Below are 20,130 nucleotides of genomic sequence, written 5' to 3'. Positions count from 1 at the left end.
CTTATTTTGCTTACTTAAACCTGAATAACCCCGACGTTAAAAGTCTCTTTGATTGGTGCATGATTGGCAGCTTCAATACCGACCGAAATTATTTTCCGGGTTTCAATCGGATCAATAATTCCATCAACCCAAAGTCTGGCTGCGGCGTAGTATGGCGATAATTCTTCATTATAACGATCTGTAATCTGACTTAATAACTCTTGTTCTGCTTCGGCCGTAATTTCTTTCCCTTGCGATTTCAAAGTTGCCGTCTGAATTTGAACCAGTGTTTTTGCAGCCGTCGCACCACTCATGACTGCCATTTGTGCCGTTGGCCAGGAAAAAATTAATCTTGGGTCATAAGCTTTTCCACACATGGCATAATTGCCGGCTCCATACGAATTGCCCACGATAAAGGTGAATTTAGGTACCACGGAATTCGCTACCGCATTGACCATTTTTGCCCCATCTTTAATAATGCCCCCTTGTTCCGCCCGACTTCCGACCATAAAACCGGTCACATCATGAAAGAAAACCAATGGGATTTTTTTCTGATTACAATTCATGATAAATCTTGCAGCCTTGTCAGCAGATTCTCCATAAATCACGCCGCCCATCTGCATTTCCCCTTTTCCTGATTTCACCATTTTCCGCTGATTTGCTACAATACCAACGGCCCAGCCTTCAATCCTTGCGTAAGCGCAAATAATTGTTTTACCATAATCAGGTTTGTATTCGTCCAGTTCGGAAGCATCCACAATGCATTCCAGAATCTGTTTCATGTCGTAAGGTTTGAGCCTGTCGACAGGTAGAATATCATAAATATCCTCAGGAAATCTGGCGGGCGTAATCGTCGTTTTCCGGTCAAAACCAGCTACGGATGACTGTCCGATTTTATCAATATGTCTTTTGATCGCATCAAGGCAAGATTTGTCATCCGGATATTTGTTATCAGTAACACCGGAAATTTCGCAATGCATAGCAGCCCCGCCTAATGTTTCTGCGTCCACATCTTCTCCAACAGATGATTTTACCAGATAAGGCCCGGCAAGAAATACGGATCCTGTTCCTTCCACGATCATAGCCTCGTCGGACATAATCGGCAAATAAGCGCCACCGGCAACACAGCTGCCCATAATCGCGGATATCTGCACAATTCCCATGGCTGACATTTTTGCATTATTTCTGAAAATTCTTCCGAAATGTTCTTTATCTGCAAAAACTTCTGCTTGCATAGGGAGGTAAACGCCGGCACTGTCGACCAGATAAATAATAGGCAAAAGATTTTCCATCGAAATTTCCTGCGCCCGTAAATTTTTCTTCGCGGTAATCGGAAACCATGCTCCGGCTTTGACAGTTGCATCATTGGCCACAATCACACACTGTTTGCCGGAAATATATCCGATCCCGGCGACGACGCCACCCGATGGACAACCACCGTCTTCTTCATACATGCCGTCACCTGCAAAAGCACCGATTTCCAGGAAGTACGAATCTTCATCAATTAAATAATCTATGCGCTCCCGCGCTGTCAGTTTGCCTTTTTTATGATGAGTCTCAATCTTTTTCAGTCCTCCGCCCAGTTTTACTTTTTCATACCGTTCGTTAAGATTTTCAATAAGCTGTCGTGTGTTTTCCTGAATTGCCATAACTTGATGAAATGTATTTGAAACATCATTATTTCAATTTCAAGATAGAAATTTCCCGGAACCTTTGCTATCAAAAGCAAAAAAGTCGTCTGCTGATGCAAACGACCTTCTCTATATTTGAACCTTAAATTGTAACTTCTACTTGATTTTGGTTGTCGTATCCAACGGCGATTCAGACGGACCCTTGTCTTTTTTCCCAAAAACTGAAAGATGAACGTAACGTTTTGGATGTTCGCGTAAATTAGTCATTAATTTATTAAGACTAACCATCGTGCTGTTAAGATTATTATAAAGCGTTTCATCTTTGATAAGCTTTCCTGCAGTCCCTTTTCCTGATTCTACACTGGCCAGCAGCTTGTGGAGTTCGGATATGGTCCGGTTTGCATTTTGAACGGTTTCTCCCAGGCGCAAGGCATTAAGTGAATCGGCAAGCGACCCTGTTTTGTCCAGAAGTGGCTTCAGGCCTTTTTCAGTTTCAACTAACGATGTTGACAATTTACTCAGATTAGAAGTCATCACCAAAAGATTTTTACGGTTTTCAGTCACAAGTCCCTGAACTTCATTTCCTGTCTGATCATAGTTCCGTATCATCTGGTTAAGAATCTTTCCGGTTTCTTCAAAACCCTCAGCAACCGCTGAAAGATTTAGCACCAATGAGTCTGCATGTGTTACAAGCGGCAAAGCTTTTTCCTGTAAAAGTGCAGAGATTCCGGCCTCACGCTTTCCAATAAGCGTATCATTATCCTGTAAATTTACAGATGAACTACCGATTGATAAATGGATCACCTTGCCTCCCAATAAACCGCCATCAGCAAGCAGCGCAGTCGTTCCTTTCGGAAGAACAATACCTTTTTGTACGTCCAGCGTTACCAGCAAATGATTCTTCTGGTCTTGTAATAGTTTTATTTCCTGAACACGCCCTACATTCAGACCATTCAATAAAACAGGATTTGATGCTGTAAGTCCGTCGATATTATCATAAATCACGTAGTATTTATAGGTTCTTGAAAATACGTCGGAGCCTTTTAGGATATGAAAACCAAAATATAACAACACCATTGCCAAAACAGCCATTAACCCGACTTTTGCTTCTTTAGATAGCTTCATGAAGTGAGTATTAAACAGCCCGCGACTTACGTCCTAAGCTCAAAATAATATAAAAGTTTACAAAAATTGATCTTCAAAAAAGGTTATGAAATTAATACCATAACGTGTTTTTAATATTGGAATCTTAATTATCCATCTGTTTTTTATACACCTTAAACGCTTCCAGGATTGACTGTGCGACTTCATCTTGTCCTTCTTCAGAATTCAAATACTCTTCTTCTTCGGGGGTAGATAAAAATCCGGTTTCAATCAAAACACTCGGCATTGTTGTCCTCCATAATACCAGAAATCCTGCTTGTTTTACGCCACGGCTTGAACGGTCAGAAACAGATTGAAATTTCCTTTCAACATTGTCAGCAAAGCGTAAACTGCTTGAAATAAAAGCACTCTGATAATTGGCAAGCATAATATGCGCTAAGGGAGAGTCCGGGTCAAAACCTTTATATTTTTGCTTGTAATTTGTTTCCTTTAAAATTACCGAGTTCTCCCGTTTCGCAACATCCAGATTACCGCTTGTCTTGTGTAACCCCATCACGTACGTCTCAGTTCCTCTAACCGAGCGGGAATTCGGTGTAGAATTGCAATGAATTGAAATAAACAGGTCGGCATTGTTCCTGTTGGCAAAAGCAGAACGCTCAGCCAATTCAATAAATTCGTCAGAATCCCGGGTATAAAGAACCCTGACATCAGGTGAATCTCCTTTAATTTTTTTCCCCAGAGCCAAGGCTATTTTTAATGCAACATGGGCTTCTTTCGCCTTCCGGCCGCGGGTTCCTATGTCATGACCTCCGTGACCGGCATCAATAACGACTACATTAACCTTGCTTTGTACTTTGGCAGAAGCTGGTATTTCTTTGAAGGCAAAAGCGAGACTGAGGGTCAAACAACTCGTTGCAATTAAGATTTTAAGAACTTTTAACATTATTTTTTAGTTACGGCGTTATTCTTTAGGAGTTTCTCTGCTAATTTTGACATTCGTTATGCAAAAATACTCTATTTGTTAGAACTGAAAAAAAAGGCGATTATTATATCGTTAGGACTTGTTGCGTTTTTAATATTTGGCACAATGGCATGTGTCCAGCAACGCACAAAACGATCCGGTAAAGATCCTCTTAAGTCGAAAGCCAAGACTAAATCTTCTGCGCCTACGGCAGCAGAGAAACCTGCTTTGGTACTAAAGGCAGCCGGCGACATCGTTGCCGTTGCCGATACTTTAATAAATAGCGATTCGACAGCCCTGGATTCCCTGGGACTTAGAAACGGTATTGCCTTTGCTGATTCTGCTGCAACTGATACTACTTCTAATCCGGACGACCTCCAAAACGTTGTTAAATATACTGCTGAAGATTCTACAATCATGGATGTTGTGCTCAAACAGGTCCATCTCTATGGTAACGCGGAGGTGAATTATGGCACGATTAACCTAAAAGCAAATTATATCCGTCTGAATTGGGTAACGAATGAGGTGATGGCGCATGGAGATTATGATTCGACGAGCAAGAAAATGATCGGCGAACCGATATTCCAGGATGGGCCGGAAATGTACAACACAAAGGAAATCCGGTACAATTTTAAATCTAAAAAAGCGATTATCCGGGGAATCGTCACGCAGCAGGGCGATGGAAATGTAAGGGGAGACCGCGTCAAAAAGGATACTGAGGGTAATTTTTACATTCAAAAATCTATTTACACAACTTGTAATCTAACACACCCGCACTTTTATATCAATGCACCAAAGATAAAAATGGTGGACAAAAAATCGGTGGTTTCAGGGCCTTTCAATCTGGTGATTGCAGATGTACCGCTTCCAATTGTCATACCATTCGGTTTTTTCCCCTTCCCCAAAAAGAAGGAAGCAGGAACTTCCGGTATCATTTTCCCTACCTACGGACAAGAACCGAACGGCCGTGGATTTTATCTTCGTGACGGGGGATATTATTTTGCGATCAGTGAATATATCAACGCTTCGGTAACGGGTCAAATTTATTCAACAGGAAGTTGGGGATTGGGATTGGCCACTTCTTATTCAAGACGTTATCAGTATACAGGAAATTTTTCCTTCCGCTTCAACAAAAACAGATCAAGTGACGAAATCCAGAATCTTGTAGGTGTAGGTGGAACGAATGATTTTAGTTTGGTATGGTCACACGCGCCAAAGCCACGCGGCAACTCGACTTTTTCTGCAAACGTTAATGTCAGCAGCAATAGTTATAACCAGTTGCAGGAACAAAACACGTCCAGATATATTTCTAACGTAGCAAGTTCGTCGGTACAATACAACAGAACTTTGGGACAATATATGCGTGCTGCTGCGAGTTTACGTGTGAATCAAAATTTTGGACAGATAAATCCTACAACACAGCGACGTGAAGGCGGAACAACCAACATTTCTTCTGATTTCAGTTTTGGGGTAAACCAGATTGCTCCTTTTGCATTAAATGGTGGTCGCGCCAGGTGGTATGACAGTTTCCGTCTGGGGCTGGATTTTAGTGGAAACTATACATTAACAAACTCGCTTACTTCGATTGATACTACTTATTCACGCCTGGGTTTCCGGGTGGATAATCAACTGAGAGCAACGATAGATACGGCGGGTAATGCACTGCCGACTGTCCTTCCTTTTAACCTTGACAATTTACCGCAGTTCGCAAAAGATGCGCAGTTTACAGGACGTTACAGCTTACCGATCTCACTGCCAAACTTTAAAATATTAAATTTTATAAACCTGACGCCAAGTCTATCATTAACGGGCCAGGTCTATACCAAACAATATCAATACTCTTACCGTGGAGGTAATACAGTTCGTATTGACACCATCAATAAAGTAGGCAACGAATATGCCTATTCCTTTGGTGCAGGTATGAATACGCGTTTTTATGGTACTTTTTTTGTACGGGGAAAACGCCTTGAAGCAATTCGCCATACCGTAATCCCAACGCTTTCATATAGCTATACTCCTGATTTTACCGGCGACAACTACGGTTTTTATCAGACTGTACAAATCAATGAACTTGGTGAAACCCAGAAATTATCCCGCTATCGTGGGGTTGGAAATGGTGTTGGCAACGGAAGAGCTTCCAGTGTCATTTCATTCAGTCTGAACAACTCGTTTGAGATGAAACTGAAATCAAAAAGTGATACAGCGGCCGCGCAGTTTGAAAAAGTCTCTTTGCTGGATAACCTTAGTTTTGGAGGTAATTACAACTTAATGGCTGATTCTCTTAATCTTTCCAATATCACAGTCAACGCGAATGCAAGAATTGGGAAAAATCTTAACCTGAACTTCAACGCAAACCTCGATCCTTATGCCTATGTGCTGGATCCGACGGTAAGATCGGCTAACCAAACAGGATATAAAATAAATCAGTTTGCGATAACAAAAGGACAGGGACTGGCGAATCTTCAAAATTTAGGTTTTACGCTGGGGACGAGTTTTTCTCCAAAAGGCAAGGATAAGCAAAGAGTTACGCCCGGGCCAAATACCACGGCAACAGAAGACCAGAAAGAATTTATACAGCGAAATGCCGACCTGTACGTTGATTTTAGCATTCCCTGGAATGTGTCTCTTAATTACAACTTTGGACTTACCAAACCTGGTTTGTCTAACGCACAGCTGATCCAGACCATTAATGCAACAGGTGATTTAAGTTTATCAACTAATTTTAAAATCAGCGTAACCACAGGTTTTGACTTCACAGCATTCAAACCTTCTATCACAACACTGACACTTTACCGGGATCTTCATTGCTGGGATATGAGTTTCAGCTGGACACCTTTTGCCGGAAGTGCTTCGCGTGTGAGCAATTACAACTTTCTGCTGAAAGTAAAATCGAGTATTCTTCAGGACTTGAAACTTACCAGAAGACGTTCATTCCAGGATCGTGCAGCATACTAATTTGGGCTTTTAGTGTTTAGCTGTTGGCTTTTAGCATCCGAATGAAATTGGCCTTTGGAGTCGTGAATTCCGTTTTTTTAATTCGGTAAAAACGAAAAGCCGACCCTCCGGGCCGGCTTCATCATAATGTTTTTAAAGAAATATTACTTCGTTGAAGCTTTTGCGTCTTTGGCAACAACTTCTCCATTCAAATACAAAGTAATAGATCCACCTTCTGTGTTACTGAAAACAGTTACAGGCTTGTTGAAAGAACCAGCAGCAGCAGCATTAAAAGTTGCTTTGATAATTCCAGTTTTTCCTGGCAATACAGGTGCTTTCGACCAAACAGGCGTTGTACATCCGCAAGAAACCGTTACGTTAGAAATCACAACAGGGTCAGTACCAGTATTTGTAAATACGAATTCGTTCGTTACAGGAACGCCTTGTGGCACTTTACCAAATTTATGTGTTTCTTCTTTGAACTTCAAAACACCTTTCTGAGCAAAACTAACTGTGGTCAAACCAACAAGTAAAACCAGCGCTGAAAAGAATACTTTCATAGTTGTAGTGGTATTGTTAATTGTGTGAAATTGATTTAAATAACAAGATTAATTTATTAAAACGAAATTTAGTAAACATTAACGTATGTTAACAATGCTTTTAAACTTATTATGATTCATTGTTATGATTATTATTTTCCTGCATAATTTTGGCGTGCATTATAAAAAAATGTAACTTAACTACGGTTTCAACCCGTAACGTTTGCTTATGCTTCTAAATGATAGTTTGACCGGTACCAGTGTTTTGAATAAAGAAAATATAACAGACGACTACCGCCTGGCTTGTGAAAGTCGGCAGGTAAGCTTGTTGGGGAGAAAGGATACAATGGGTGGCCGGTCCAAATTCGGGATCTTCGGAGATGGGAAAGAAGTGGCTCAGATTGCGATGGCAAGGGCTTTCAAGTTAGGAGATTTTCGTTCAGGATATTATAGAGACCAGACTGTTGAAGCCTATCTGGGAAATTTAACCTGGCGGCAGTTTTTTGCTCAAATGTACGCGCACGCTGATTTGGAGCATGAACCACATACGGGTGGCCGCTCGATGAACGGTCACTTTTCAACCCGCTGGCTGGATGAAAATGGCCATTGGCTTGACCAGACAAAACTTTTCAATTCCGTTTGTGACATATCGCCGACAGCCGGGCAAATTCCCCGGGCAGTAGGTTTGGCGTACGCCTCGAAACTTTATCGTGCTAACAAAGACATTCAAAATTTAACAACATTTTCTGACAAAGGAAATGAGATTGTTTTTGCTACGATCGGTGATGCATCTACGTCTCAGGGTATGTTTTGGGAATCGATGAACGCAGCAGGAGTTTTACAAATTCCTTTGCTAATGTCTGTTTGGGATGATGGATATGGTATTTCTGTACCGATTGAATACCAAACTACAAAATCGAGCATTTCCAAAGCGCTGGGTGGTTTACAAAGAAATGAAGAGGAAGCCGGTCTTGAAATCATTACAGTGAAGGGTTGGGATTACCCGGTTCTGATTGAAACATACCAGAAAGCGGCGGAATTATGCAGAACCGAACAAGTGCCCGTTTTAATCCACGTGACCGAACTAACGCAGCCGCAAGGGCATTCTTCCTCCGGCTCGCATGAAAGATATAAATCCAAACAGCGACTCCACTGGGAAAATGAACGTGATTGCAACGCCCATTTCCGTACCTGGATTCTGAACAATGGCTATGCAACGGACGAAGAGCTGGAACGCATTGAAAATGATGCGAAAGAAACGGCCAGAGAATCGCGCAACCTTGCCTGGAAAGCTTACCGAAAAGACCTCGACGCAGAACATCAGCAAACCATCGGACTCCTCGAAACTGCGGCGAAAGAAAGTATTTTTTCAGAGGAATTATCCGGCATTGCTTCGGAACTAAGCAAAACATATTATCCCGTACGGCGCGATAACGTTGTCAGTGTAAGAAAAGCACTTCGGACGGTTCGTAATGAAAATACGCCTTCGAGAGTGGTTTTACAAGAATGGCTTCAAAATGCGCTTAAAGAAAATGCGCAACGCTATAATTCGCAGCTATACAGCGAATCTGATTTATCTCCTCTGAATATTACTCCGGTCAATCCTGTTTTTTCAGACGAAAGTCTGACCGTCGACGGCCGTGAAGTGATCCGATCTTATTTTAGTGCCTTATTTGCCCGTGACCCACGCGTTGTCGCGATTGGAGAAGACGTCGGAATGATTGGTGACGTAAATCAGGGACTGGCAGGATTACAGGAAAAATTCGGCGATTTGAGAATTACTGATACCGGAATTCGTGAAACAACGATTATCGGTCAGGGAATTGGTATGGCTATGAGGGGTCTACGCCCGATTGTTGAAATCCAGTATTTTGATTATATCTATTATGCTCTGGCGACGCTCACGGATGACCTTGCAAGCCTTCGATATCGTACTGCCGGTGGACAAAAAGCACCGTTGATTATCCGTACACGAGGTCACCGTCTGGAAGGAATCTGGCACTCGGGTTCTCCGATGGGCACAATGCTCAGCAGCGTTCGTGGTATGCACATCATTGTCCCGAGAAACTTTACTCAGGCTGCCGGATTTTATAATACCTTAATGAAAGGAGACGATCCGGCTTTGGTCGTTGAACCGCTTAACGCTTACCGTCAGAAGGAAATGCTCCCGGATAATATCGGGGAAATTTGTATTCCGCTTGGCGAGCCGGAGATTATTCGCGAAGGAAAAGATGTTACTGTCGTTACTTATGGCTCCATGTGCCGTATAGTGATGGAGGCAGCAACGCAATTATATAATCTGGGAATTGAAATCGAAGTCATTGATGTGCAAACATTATTGCCATTCGATATCAACAACCGGATTTTAGAATCAATTAAGAAAACAAACCGTGTAATTTTTGCTGATGAAGATGTTCCTGGAAGTGCTTCGGCCTATATGATGCAGCAAGTTTTGGAAAAGCAAAATGCTTACCGATGGCTTGATTCCGCTCCGGTGACGATTTCAGCAAAACCACACCGTCCTCCGTATGGTTCTGATGGTGATTATTTCACAAAACCTAATATGGATGATATTGTTGAAGTGACTTATGGCATGATGCACGAAACGGATCCATCCCATTTTCCAACTTTGTATTAATTGATTCATTGAAAATTGCTTGTCTGAAATTTATTAATTCATCTTAATAAATTCTGACATGTATAAAAATTTTGGTAAAAGGTTCATAGATGTGATTATAGCGGCGGCAGGACTAATCATCCTGTCTCCGCTTTTTCTTTTTTTGATCCTGCTCATTTATTTTTTTAGTCAGACAAACCCTTTCTTTTTTCAATACAGGCCGGGCTTAAACGGAAAGATATTTCGAATCATCAAATTCAAAACGATGAGGGATTTGAATGACGAAAATGGTATCCCGCTCCCGGATTCTCAAAGATTAACAACACCAGGCAAATTTCTTCGTCAAACTTCTCTGGACGAACTGCCGCAACTCTGGAATGTCTTGATTGGTGATATGAGTCTTATTGGGCCGCGGCCATTACTTCCGGAATATTTACCACTTTACACCAAAATTCAATCGGGGAGACATGCAGTAAAACCCGGAATCACAGGATGGGCACAGGTTAATGGCAGAAATTCAATCAGCTGGGAAGAAAAATTTGACCATGATTTGTGGTACGTCGAAAACATATCGCTACGAACCGACATGACTATTTTGTCTTTAACTTTTCGAACTATTTTTTCCACCAGGCAGATTATTTCAAACGAAAATCAGGTATTTGGAAAATTCACCGGTTAAGCTGACAAGCATAATCTTCTCATTTTCTCAACAACTAAATTATGCTTGTATACGGCGCAGGTGGACACGCAAAAGTGATCATTTCAATTTTAAAAGCGGGTGGTCACAAAATAGAGGTCATTTTTGATGATAATATTTTGAAAAATTATCTTCTCGAAATTCCGGTAACAAACGGTTATCAACCTGATTTTTTCCGGGATGAAAAGCTGATAATTGCCGTAGGTGATAATTTCATCCGAAGGCGATTAGCGGCACAAATTCTGCATAACTTCGGGAAAATAATTCATACATCTGCTGTTTTGGATGGTACTGCGCAAATGGGAGTTGGCAGCTGCATGATGCAAAACTCCGTCGTGCAAGCAGATTCAGTGATTGGAAAACATGTCATTATTAACACATCTTCTTCTGTGGATCATGATTGTCACATCGAAGATTTCGTTCATATCGCCCCGGGTGTTGTGCTTGGTGGAAATGTTACCGTTGGCGAAAATACATTGATCGGTATCGGAAGTATTGTAATTCCTGGTTTATTAATTGGCAAAAATTGCGTGATATCTGCCGGAAGTGTCGTTACCAAAAATATCGCGGATGGAATGATTGTCCGCGGCAATCCGGCCAGAATTATTTCATATAAAAGATGAAGAAAATCTGGTTATCACCGCCACATCCAAGCGGGAATGAGTTGAAATACATACAGGAAGCATTGGACAGCAACTATCTCGCTCCCGCAGGGCCGCATATTGAGGCCTTTGAGCAATCTTTATGCGAATACGTTGGCGTTGGGCACGCAGCAGCACTGTCGTCCGGCACAGCTGCCTTACATCTCGCTTTGAAAATCCTGGATGTCGGACCTGGCGACATTGTCATTTGCCCGACTTTTACCTTCGCTGCCAGTGCAAACCCGATCATTTATTTGGGAGCAATACCGGTGTTTGTTGATAGCGAAATGTCAAGCTGGAATATGTGTCCGGACGTTTTGGAAAGTGCCGTTAAACATTATATCCATCGCGGCAAAAAGCCCAAAGCCATTATCGGCGTGCATATCTATGGTATGCCGGTCCAGCTGGACGAGATATTATCGATCTGCCATAAATACGAAATCCCATTTGTTGAAGATGCTGCAGAAGCTTTGGGGGCAATGTACAAAGGCAGAAAATTGGGATCATTTGGAACATTGAGTATTCTTTCCTTCAATGGAAACAAGATCATTACAACTTCCGGCGGCGGAGCCATTTTATCAGATAATGAGTCCTTTATTTCAAAAGCGAAATTTCTTGCCACCCAGGCGAAGGATGAAGCTCCGCATTACCAACACTCAGAAATTGGATATAATTATCGTTTGAGCAATGTTTGTGCGGGAATAGGCAGGGCGCAGCTAGAATTAATTAATGAAAGAGTAAGACAACGCCGTTCGAATTTTGAATTTTACCAGCGGGCACTTAAAAACTTACCTGGAATATCTTTCCAAAATGAAGCAAAGCACAGTTTCTCCAATCGATGGCTGAGCTGTATCCTGATTGATCCACTAGTATCAAATGGAATGACCCGCGAAAGTGTTCGTTTGGCTTTGTTAAAAGAAAATATTGAATCAAGGCCTTTATGGAAGCCGCTTCATTTACAGCCTGTATTCAGAAGAGCACCTTATTTTGGAGGAAATATTTCTGAACGGTTTTTTGAGTTGGGACTATGCTTACCATCGGGATCTGGTTTGAGTGACGAAGATATTTCCCGAATTTTAAATATAATAACCTTGTAGTAAATGAAAAGTGCCTTGACGAAGACAGGCTCATCAAGGCACCAAAAATTTTGTCAAAGTTATTTAACTTCAATTTCGAATTGAATAGGAGTGTATGGGTAAACCACGAAATTACCATAACCGTCTTTTCCACCGTTCTTGCCATACCCAAGAGCAGAAGGGAATATAATGATTGCCTTTTCGCCTTTTCTCATTTTACGAATTGCCCGATCAAACCCTGGGACAACCCTGTTGGTACCTGTGGTAAACGTAAGTGGTAGCTCGCCCTTATCAAATATTTCATCTGTCAGGAATTTGCCTTTATAATTAACTGTGACCGATTTTCCGGATCCAATCGTGTCGCCCGTCACAGTATTTGTTCGAACTATAACCAAGTTATCAGCACTTCTTTCTGACACAGGAAATTGTTTTTGCTGAATAAAATCGTCAATCTGCTTCACTTCTGTGCGACTACTTACGAACTCAACATTCATCTTGATTACAGAATAGGCAGGAATATTATCGTATGCAAACGATCCGAACGCCAGGTAAAATGGCATGTAAAAAGTTGCAGACTCTCCTGTCCGAATCAAGTTTAGCCCCCTTTCAACGCCTCTCAAGAAAAAACCTAGACCATACGGTCGCATGAACGGATACTTATTTGTATTTTCTGACGACCAAATTTTAGTCCCGTTCAATAGATAAGCATTGAAATTAATAGTAACAGCTTCTTCTGATTTGGGTTTAGCACCAGTCGGATTTGACTTTTTTACCACATAATACAAACCAGAGGAATCACGTATTGCCGTAATTGCACTATCAGCTAAATATTTTTCAATCTGCTGCTCGTTTTCAACGATTTTCGCTTCGTCATCATTTTGAACAGAATCATTACAGGCCACCATACCCACGACCACAGCTGCCAACAGACCCAATTTTAGAAATGTACTCTTCATTTTGTTACCTGAGTTTTTAACGGTTATTCATCAATATATTTTCAATATATCTGTATAGACTTGGTACGAGCGAAAATGGTTGGAAGACTTCTTAAAAAAATTTAAATTTTCATTTTTTCGAAGTACAGACAAAAAGAAGTCAGCGGGCAAACATTACATTTTGGCGTTCGTGCAAGACAAATATACCGGCCGTGTAAAATAAGCCAATGATGTGCTTTTGGAACCAGTTCCTTTGGAATATGGCGCATCAATCCTTTTTCTACTGCCAGGGGCGTTGTGGCGGTAGACGGCACTAATCCAAGACGGCGTGACACGCGATATACATGTGTGTCAACGGCCATCGCAGGCTGGTTAAAAATCACCGACGCAATTACATTGGCTGTCTTGCGGCCAACACCCGGCAACTCCTGAAGCTCCGAAATTGAAGCAGGAATTTCCGAATTAAATTTACTGGTCAGCAATCTTGCCATACCGACCAGATGTTTGCTTTTATTGTTTGGATAAGAAATTGACCTGATGTACGTGAAAACCTCTTCTGCATTGGATGCGGCTAATGATTCCGGATCAGGAAAACGCTCGAACAATGCGGGCGTGACCATATTGATCCTTTTATCTGTACATTGTGCAGACAGGATCACTGCAACCAATAATTCATACGGATTAGTATAATGCAGCTCTGTTTCAGGTTCAGGAAAATTCGTTGTAAAATATTCTAAAAATGCCCTGAAACGTTCTTTTCGGTTCATAAAATTAATGGAGACTGGCAAAATTGGACAATAAGGTATTGTGTGTCTTCAAGATTTTGAAGACACACAATACCTGTTTCAGAAAAGATCTGAAAGGCCCGACTAAAAACAGAGAAACAATCTACATAACGTTCCTAACAGGAAAACGCAGTTGCAGATTGTTTCTGTGAATATTGTCGTGAAAAATGAAGTATCTTCTGGACAGAACGGTCGGACGGAGTTCGTACGATCTTGTTCATCTGATCCTTGATTTCAAGGGAATCCAGATAAAAGTTCATTAAATCGTCATCGAGTGTCAGAGCCTCGGCGATGGAATCATTTTCGTTTTGTGTAGTTTCGGCATAAAGATACCTAACAACATCATCGTAAGTAAAAGTTTTTGTCATACTGCGGGGTACGTTGGCTGAATTGCTTGCGCAAATTTATCAACGCGTAACGCATACGACCCAATGCCGTATTAATACTCACACCTGTCGCATCAGCAATTTCCTGAAAACTCATGTCCTCGTAATGGCGCATGATCAGAACCTGCTTCTGTACATCCGGTAGCCGTTGGATCATTTCCCTCAGCTGCTCGTGCGTCTCTTGCCGAATCTGGATTGACTCAACGGAATCCTCCGAGAAGTCCAATGTATTAAATACACTGCTCCCATCTTCGAACACTACATTGGGGTAGCGTTTATCGCGTCTGAAATAATCAATGGCTAGGTTGTGTGCGATCCGTATAATCCAAGGCAAAAATTTACCTTCATCGTTATATCTACCTGACTTTATAGTGTCAACTGCTTTAATAAATGTATCCTGCAATAAATCTTCGGCTACATATTGGTCCTTGACAATCAGATAAATAGTCGTATAAATTCTTGACTTATGGCGTTGAACCAGCTTTTCAAAGGCCTTCTCATTACCACGAATATACAATGTTACCAACTCACTGTCGCTAACTTGGACTTTCTCCATTTTACTATTCGATTTAGTTAACGTAGAGCAGTTCGTCTATATTGTTTCTCCTTTCTTGTTAAGTGTGAAATAATGTGATTTAACAGTATTTTGAATTATATTAATCAAAGAAATGGATTTGACAATTGATTTGCAAATGTTTGCACTCCTTTTTTTTCTAATTTATTTCTAATTAACAACTGTTAACAAGTAATTAACAAAAAAGGGGATTTACAGATATGACTTAAAAACCCTATACTTATTGATGCAAATAATTGAACTTATCAAATAATATACGATGACGTACATCCTTTCAGATCATTTAGTATAAAAATGAAATAAAAATTTTCAGAATTAATTTTCCGACTTTTGCAGGAGTAATGCGCGCATAAAATTTTATGAAATACAGACATCTTTTTTTTGATCTTGACCACACGCTTTGGGATTTTGAGCGAAACAGTTCAGAATCTTTAACGGATATATTCCATAATTCCAATTTAACAAGACACGGAATTACGTCGCTTGACCATTTCGTGCAGTCATTTTTAAGAATCAACACAGAACTTTGGGATAAATTTGACCGCGGTCTGATTCACCACACCTATATACGAGAGAACAGGTTTAAGATGGTTTTTGAAGAACTGGGTGTTTCTTGCCCCGAAAATCATGAGGCAATTGGTGAAATTTATTTGCAAACACTTCCCTATAAGAAGCATTTGCTGGAAGGCGCGCTGGAACTGCTTGATTACGTTTCTGATAAGGGCTATAATCTTCACATTGTTACAAACGGCTTCAATGATATTCAAGGTAAGAAAATCGCAAGCTCCGGTATCAGCCATTTTTTTCAAAACATAGTAACTTTCGAAAACGCTAACGCCAAGAAGCCAGATCCTAAAATTTTTGCTTATGCGCTGAAAGTCTCCGGCGCATTGCCGGAAGAAAGTATCATGATCGGCGATAATTGGATTGCAGATGTATTGGGAGCCAAACAATTCGGATTGGACACAGTTTATGTCAACCCCGGCGGACTTATCTTTGACGAGACTCCGACATACGACATCCGGCGATTGGAAGAATTGAAAGTGATTTTTTGATCACTTTCAAACTCGTGTTAATAGGTAAAAAGTAAAGGATTTAAAGGTCCGTCAGCCGGTCCGCCAATAGGTTTCGATGAAAGCCAGACCTGCCAATCTGCCTGCTGATAGGTATTGCGAGGCTCGGTTATGTGCTGATCTTTATCCATATAAATCATCGTCATTACTTTTCGCGCCTTTCCGGACGCATTAGCTCCGGCGCGGTGAAATAACCAGCCAGCATGAAAACTGACCTCTCCCAGATCAAAAGGAGTTTCATTCACAGCAAATTGTTTTAATTGTTCAGTCATTAAGGCCTCGCTTTCATCGCTGATTTCCAGATCGCGTCCAATTTCAACGGTGTGGCTTTTTTCAGCAAATGCCAGCGGCCCCATTTCCATTGAAGTTTTTTGAAGCGGTATCCAGACAGTAACCGTCTTTGGTGACGACAAAGGCCAGTAAAACTGGTCGGCATGCCAAGGCGTTATTCCTCCCGAAGATTCTTTATATAATGCCTGGTCATGATAAAGTCTCACGCCTTGCACCTGCATCAAATCGGCGGCTATTTTTGCGAGGCGCTTTGAGAAAACGAATTCTTTAACTTCTCCATCTTCCCGCCATAAATTCATAATCTGTAAGAACGCACGTTCATAGGTTGTCCGCTCTTCCATCGGCTTAGTCAGCTTGTTTAATTTGAAAACAAGGTCTGTAATGAGTTCGCTGTAATATTCCAGTGCGTCAGCACTCAAAACATTTTTAAGTTTTATGTATCCAAACTCATTATAAAACGCGATTGCGTCAGCCGGTAGTTCATAAACCTCTGCGAGCTCCTTCCTGATATACTCTCTATCTAAAACCGCCATGTCTGATTGATGTTTTTATAAAAAGTACCCGACCATAAAAAACTACCGGTCAGTCAATTTCGTAAAAATCAATTTTCTTTTCCCGGAGAAAACTTTTGATCACATCAACGTGGACACATTGCCCGACATTTAAAAATGGGTAATTCGAGACTCTTTTACGGTGTCCGTCTGTGATTACTTCACGGTTGACCTGGTCAAATCCCAGGTGAAGATGCCTGGTAGCACTTTGCAGGCCGTAAATAATACCATTGGTATCAAAAAGAGGACCACCACTTTGCCCGCGAAGACCGGGCGTGCTCATTTCAATTCCTGTCACACCATTATTTTCACCACCAATATGCCGGGTAATAATACCATCAATAGGAAAACTAGGTGTGTTTATACGTCCATCTTTCGTCCATTCAATATCATTGGTCGTTTTATTCAAATGATAATTCGTGAATTCCGGAAATGGATAACCCAGACGACATAAATACCGGCCTTGCTTCACGGCTCTCGTATCTTTCAAAAAATGTGCATATCCCTGATATAACTTAACATCATAATCTTTAAACTGAATTACAGCAAGATCCTGGGAAGGGTGCAGATGAATCTTCAGACTTTTATAAGCATCCACGCAGCTAATAAAATTGAAGAGGATGCGGATCGGAGCGTCTCCGTTAATTTTATATTTTCCTTCCAGAAATTGCCGCTGCGTTTCGTAGCTGGGATCACGCTCGAAACGCCTTAATTCACCTTTAAATTTAAGGTAATTTTCATAGATATGGTTGGCGTGCAGGATCTGCTGGGCGATATGTCTGCATGTGATGGCATAACCGTTTTCATTAACGAAAAAGAGTGTGCCGGTACCGGGGATAATATCACTGCCGCCATAATAACGGGCAATGAAATGAACAGGGCGGGTAAACTGATCTACCGCTTCAATAGCTTCAACAAACATAACTTTTAAACTAAGATTATTGAAGTTGGATTGGAATAATCGCTTCGGTCTGGTCCCAGCTTAGAATCATATTTACGCCATCCGGTTGTTCCTGAAAGTATATTTTAAAAAGTTCTTCAACCTTCCGGCTGACACGAATTTTAACTTCGGCTTTAAGCAAATCCCGACCATCGTGATACTCTGTTCCCCATTGCCCAGTCTCGCTATTCAGAATAACTTTCCATCCCGATTGCCCAGGGATTGTCCACAAAGAATATGTTCCGGCTTTTACGACTTGTCCTGCAAATTTAACATCCTGATCGAATTTGATGGTTGTAGCCTCATTCGCACCTGTACGCCAGACTTTTCCATAAGGTACCAATGCCTTATCTTCTTCTCTGCCAAAAATATATCTGCCTTTTTTTGCAGGCTGACTGTAATTTACTTCGACATCAATACCATTTTGATGATACGCAGAAACTGAGGCTGGGCTAAATGTTTTGGTATATTTTCTGAGGATAAAAAAACCTGCCAGACCGGCTATGATAACTAAAAAAATGATCAGGAGAGTTTTTTTCATAGGAGTTTAAGGGCAAACGATTCTGTAAAATGTGTAACTTATCGATAAGCGAATATAGTAATAAGTATCCTTTCTGGAAGGATCGCCCTGATCAGTCGGAATAGTGGTTATCGGGTTTCCCCCTAAATTGTCATAATAATCGCTGAATGTTTTACGCGTTCCATATTCCAGGCCAATATTCCAGGGTCTTTTGATCTGGTATTTTATCCCGACACCATAAGGAATCACAAGGCTGGTTGTTTTATAATTATCGGTCACTACGTCAGGCTTAAAACTCGAAAGACCTAAACCTCCAAAAACATACGGGGTCCAGTTTACGGCAAATCTTTTTTCCTGATAGTCAAGAAAGTTATATTCTGCGACAGCACTTGCTTCTGTGATTCTTGTACGAAAAGATAAGTCCCGCTGTATCTGAACGGGGTCTTTGCTATATCTATCCTCGGCACCAATCAAACCTGCAGCAACTTCTGCGCGAAGAGAAAGTGCCTGATTTGGATTGTATCTGAAAAACAAGCTACCACCAGGCTTGAAGAACCGGAGTTTAAATGAAGGAGAAATATCACCCTTGTAATTAAAAACGCCCAAACCTGCACCAACCTCTATTTTTTGAGCATTAGTTTCAAGAACCCCAAAAACCGAAATGGTCAATACGAAAAGTTTTAACAAAAATTTCACATGCAACTGTTTCAATATATCTAAGTTTGATATGTTTACTTCAACGGAGGGCACTTAATCTGAGTTGGTAGCACATAATTGACATGAATTGTTCCTATCAGATAATTATCTTTTAAACTTGGGCTACTTCCTCTTGCTGTATTTGCAGCGCCATAGCCATTATCTATTAAAACCTGAAAAGGGTCTGCGTCTCCAGAATTATAAACAGCCTGCGTATAATTAGTTAACCCGGCTGTTCTATCTCGACCTTTACGAGCTGTTAATACTTCACCTGACCGGTTAGCCATTTGTAAAGCTAATGGATTATCAGCAAAGAGCGTAGGATCGGCATAATTTCCCGCCGCATCATCCAGATAATCAGTAAATGTCTTTCTAAAACCCAATTCAGCCCCGATGTCAAACCTATCATTTATTTTATATCTGACACCAATTCCAACAGGGATGGCAAATTGGATAAGTGAATAAGGCTTCGCATAACCAGGCCGCCCCTGACCCTCAGTACCTAACGATTGAAGCTTCACCCAGTTACCGTCCGGTGTATCCAATGCTTTTGGATTATGTGCAACCGCAGCAATCCCTCCAAACAAATATACGCCAAATTGCGGACGACGGTCATAACTCCTGCCATCAGGTGTTAACTTATAAATCCCGACAACAGCAAACTCTTTGAGATCATTTCTAAAACTCAAATTTCTTGGAAACCGAAGATTGGTTGGATCTTTTTTATTCATCTCATAATCATCCCCAACAATCCTCGCATAGGTAAAAGAAGCTCTTGCCGCCAGTCTTGGCGTAAAATGTCTGGTGTAATTACCAGTCACACTCCACCGCATCATACCGAAAGTTGACCGCAAAGGAGTTGTATATGATGCCATGTCACCATAATAACTTGAAGTCCCGATCCCGAATCCGGCGGAAGAATAAGGAATAAACGTACCACGTCTAACCTGCGCTTTGGTTTCGTAATTTATTACCGATAATCCCAGTATTAAAAAAAATACAAGCTTTTTGCTTATCGGCCTTATTTGAAAATCTTTAATCATTTTGGATCAATTTTTTTGCAAAAATAGAATAGTTGCTGGTTTTCTTCAGGATATATCTCCTTTTCAACGTATTTCTTATTAATTTATTTGTGCCGGCTAATAATTTAAATCATCATATTTCTTGTCAGGTTATAATAATACTGGAAGTGCTGTAAAA

Annotated in this window: 19 protein-coding genes; 6 read left to right on the top strand and 13 right to left on the bottom strand. The window is 41.1% G+C overall.

What is annotated here, in order from left to right:
* Positions 1-14: 14 nt before the first annotated feature.
* The 3 genes from AC1XUO_RS21105 to AC1XUO_RS21095 all read right to left on the bottom strand — a co-directional run bounded on the left by AC1XUO_RS21105 (position 15) and on the right by AC1XUO_RS21095 (position 3,657).
* On the bottom strand, positions 15-1,628 hold the full coding sequence (locus AC1XUO_RS21105; RefSeq protein WP_483331755.1) for an acyl-CoA carboxylase subunit beta: 1,614 nt from the start codon (positions 1,626-1,628) through the stop codon (positions 15-17).
* Between the two features lie 138 nt (positions 1,629-1,766).
* A complete protein-coding gene (locus AC1XUO_RS21100; protein WP_483331754.1) occupies positions 1,767-2,735 on the bottom strand; it encodes an MlaD family protein in 969 nt (322 codons plus the stop codon).
* A 124-nt stretch (positions 2,736-2,859) separates the two neighbouring features.
* Positions 2,860-3,657, bottom strand: a complete 798-nt coding sequence (locus AC1XUO_RS21095; protein ID WP_483331753.1) for an N-acetylmuramoyl-L-alanine amidase family protein — start codon at positions 3,655-3,657, stop codon at positions 2,860-2,862.
* Between the two features lie 75 nt (positions 3,658-3,732).
* Here AC1XUO_RS21095 and AC1XUO_RS21090 point away from each other — a divergent pair, with 75 nt between their 5' ends.
* Entirely contained in the window at positions 3,733-6,630 is a 2,898-nt protein-coding gene (locus AC1XUO_RS21090) for a putative LPS assembly protein LptD (RefSeq protein WP_483331752.1), read from the top strand.
* 143 nt (positions 6,631-6,773) lie between these two features.
* Here the strand turns inward: AC1XUO_RS21090 and AC1XUO_RS21085 are convergent, their stop codons facing one another.
* Positions 6,774-7,169 carry a DUF1573 domain-containing protein gene (locus tag AC1XUO_RS21085; RefSeq protein ID WP_090340212.1) on the bottom strand — a complete coding sequence of 132 codons (396 nt, stop codon included), beginning with the start codon at positions 7,167-7,169 and terminating at the stop codon, positions 6,774-6,776.
* Positions 7,170-7,377: 208 nt separating this feature from the next.
* On the opposite strand from AC1XUO_RS21085, the gene AC1XUO_RS21080 reads away from it, so the two are divergent.
* Genes AC1XUO_RS21080 through AC1XUO_RS21065 form a run of 4 tightly spaced genes read left to right on the top strand, consistent with a single transcriptional unit; the run spans position 7,378 to position 12,200 of the window.
* On the top strand, positions 7,378-9,786 hold the full coding sequence (locus tag AC1XUO_RS21080) for an alpha-ketoacid dehydrogenase subunit alpha/beta (RefSeq protein WP_483331751.1): 2,409 nt from the start codon (positions 7,378-7,380) through the stop codon (positions 9,784-9,786).
* Positions 9,787-9,844: 58 nt separating this feature from the next.
* Complete coding sequence (locus tag AC1XUO_RS21075; RefSeq protein ID WP_483331750.1) at positions 9,845-10,444, top strand: sugar transferase; 600 nt, start codon at positions 9,845-9,847, stop codon at positions 10,442-10,444.
* A gap of 41 nt (positions 10,445-10,485) precedes the next feature.
* On the top strand, positions 10,486-11,085 hold the full coding sequence (locus tag AC1XUO_RS21070; RefSeq protein WP_483331749.1) for an acetyltransferase: 600 nt from the start codon (positions 10,486-10,488) through the stop codon (positions 11,083-11,085).
* Positions 11,082-12,200 carry a DegT/DnrJ/EryC1/StrS family aminotransferase gene (locus tag AC1XUO_RS21065; RefSeq protein WP_483331747.1) on the top strand — a complete coding sequence of 373 codons (1,119 nt, stop codon included), beginning with the start codon at positions 11,082-11,084 and terminating at the stop codon, positions 12,198-12,200. The genes AC1XUO_RS21070 and AC1XUO_RS21065 overlap by 4 nt, the downstream gene beginning before the upstream one ends.
* 59 nt (positions 12,201-12,259) lie before the next feature.
* On the opposite strand, the gene AC1XUO_RS21060 is transcribed toward AC1XUO_RS21065, so the two are convergent.
* The 4 genes from AC1XUO_RS21060 to AC1XUO_RS21045 form a co-directional block, all read right to left on the bottom strand.
* A complete protein-coding gene (locus tag AC1XUO_RS21060) occupies positions 12,260-13,135 on the bottom strand; it encodes an FKBP-type peptidyl-prolyl cis-trans isomerase (RefSeq protein WP_483331746.1) in 876 nt (291 codons plus the stop codon).
* Between the two features lie 101 nt (positions 13,136-13,236).
* Complete coding sequence (nth, locus tag AC1XUO_RS21055; protein ID WP_483331745.1) at positions 13,237-13,881, bottom strand: endonuclease III; 645 nt, start codon at positions 13,879-13,881, stop codon at positions 13,237-13,239.
* Positions 13,882-14,015: 134 nt separating this feature from the next.
* Positions 14,016-14,267, bottom strand: coding sequence for a hypothetical protein (locus AC1XUO_RS21050; protein ID WP_483331744.1), 252 nt, complete (start codon positions 14,265-14,267; stop codon positions 14,016-14,018).
* Positions 14,242-14,841, bottom strand: coding sequence for an RNA polymerase sigma factor (locus AC1XUO_RS21045; RefSeq protein ID WP_090340234.1), 600 nt, complete (start codon positions 14,839-14,841; stop codon positions 14,242-14,244). The genes AC1XUO_RS21050 and AC1XUO_RS21045 overlap by 26 nt, the downstream gene beginning before the upstream one ends.
* 377 nt (positions 14,842-15,218) lie before the next feature.
* Here AC1XUO_RS21045 and AC1XUO_RS21040 point away from each other — a divergent pair, with 377 nt between their 5' ends.
* Entirely contained in the window at positions 15,219-15,914 is a 696-nt protein-coding gene (locus AC1XUO_RS21040; protein WP_483331743.1) for a YjjG family noncanonical pyrimidine nucleotidase, read from the top strand.
* 17 nt (positions 15,915-15,931) lie between these two features.
* On the opposite strand, the gene AC1XUO_RS21035 is transcribed toward AC1XUO_RS21040, so the two are convergent.
* From AC1XUO_RS21035 to AC1XUO_RS21015, 5 genes are read right to left on the bottom strand one after another with little or no spacing between them, the layout of a single operon-like run.
* The gene (locus AC1XUO_RS21035) at positions 15,932-16,756 is read right to left on the bottom strand and encodes a phytanoyl-CoA dioxygenase family protein (protein ID WP_483331742.1); all 825 of its coding nucleotides are present in this window, start codon (positions 16,754-16,756) and stop codon (positions 15,932-15,934) included.
* 49 nt (positions 16,757-16,805) lie between these two features.
* Positions 16,806-17,696, bottom strand: a complete 891-nt coding sequence (locus AC1XUO_RS21030; protein WP_483331741.1) for a trypsin-like peptidase domain-containing protein — start codon at positions 17,694-17,696, stop codon at positions 16,806-16,808.
* A 16-nt stretch (positions 17,697-17,712) separates the two neighbouring features.
* Entirely contained in the window at positions 17,713-18,255 is a 543-nt protein-coding gene (locus tag AC1XUO_RS21025) for a DUF2911 domain-containing protein (protein ID WP_483331740.1), read from the bottom strand.
* A gap of 6 nt (positions 18,256-18,261) precedes the next feature.
* The gene (porG, locus tag AC1XUO_RS21020) at positions 18,262-18,945 is read right to left on the bottom strand and encodes a type IX secretion system protein PorG (protein ID WP_483331739.1); all 684 of its coding nucleotides are present in this window, start codon (positions 18,943-18,945) and stop codon (positions 18,262-18,264) included.
* A gap of 20 nt (positions 18,946-18,965) precedes the next feature.
* Positions 18,966-19,973 carry a DUF6089 family protein gene (locus AC1XUO_RS21015; RefSeq protein WP_483331738.1) on the bottom strand — a complete coding sequence of 336 codons (1,008 nt, stop codon included), beginning with the start codon at positions 19,971-19,973 and terminating at the stop codon, positions 18,966-18,968.
* Positions 19,974-20,130 lie beyond the last annotated feature (157 nt).

Source organism: Dyadobacter sp. HNCC25DJ186, from assembly GCF_056895235.1.
This window is presented reverse-complemented; position numbering and strand designations above follow the sequence as displayed.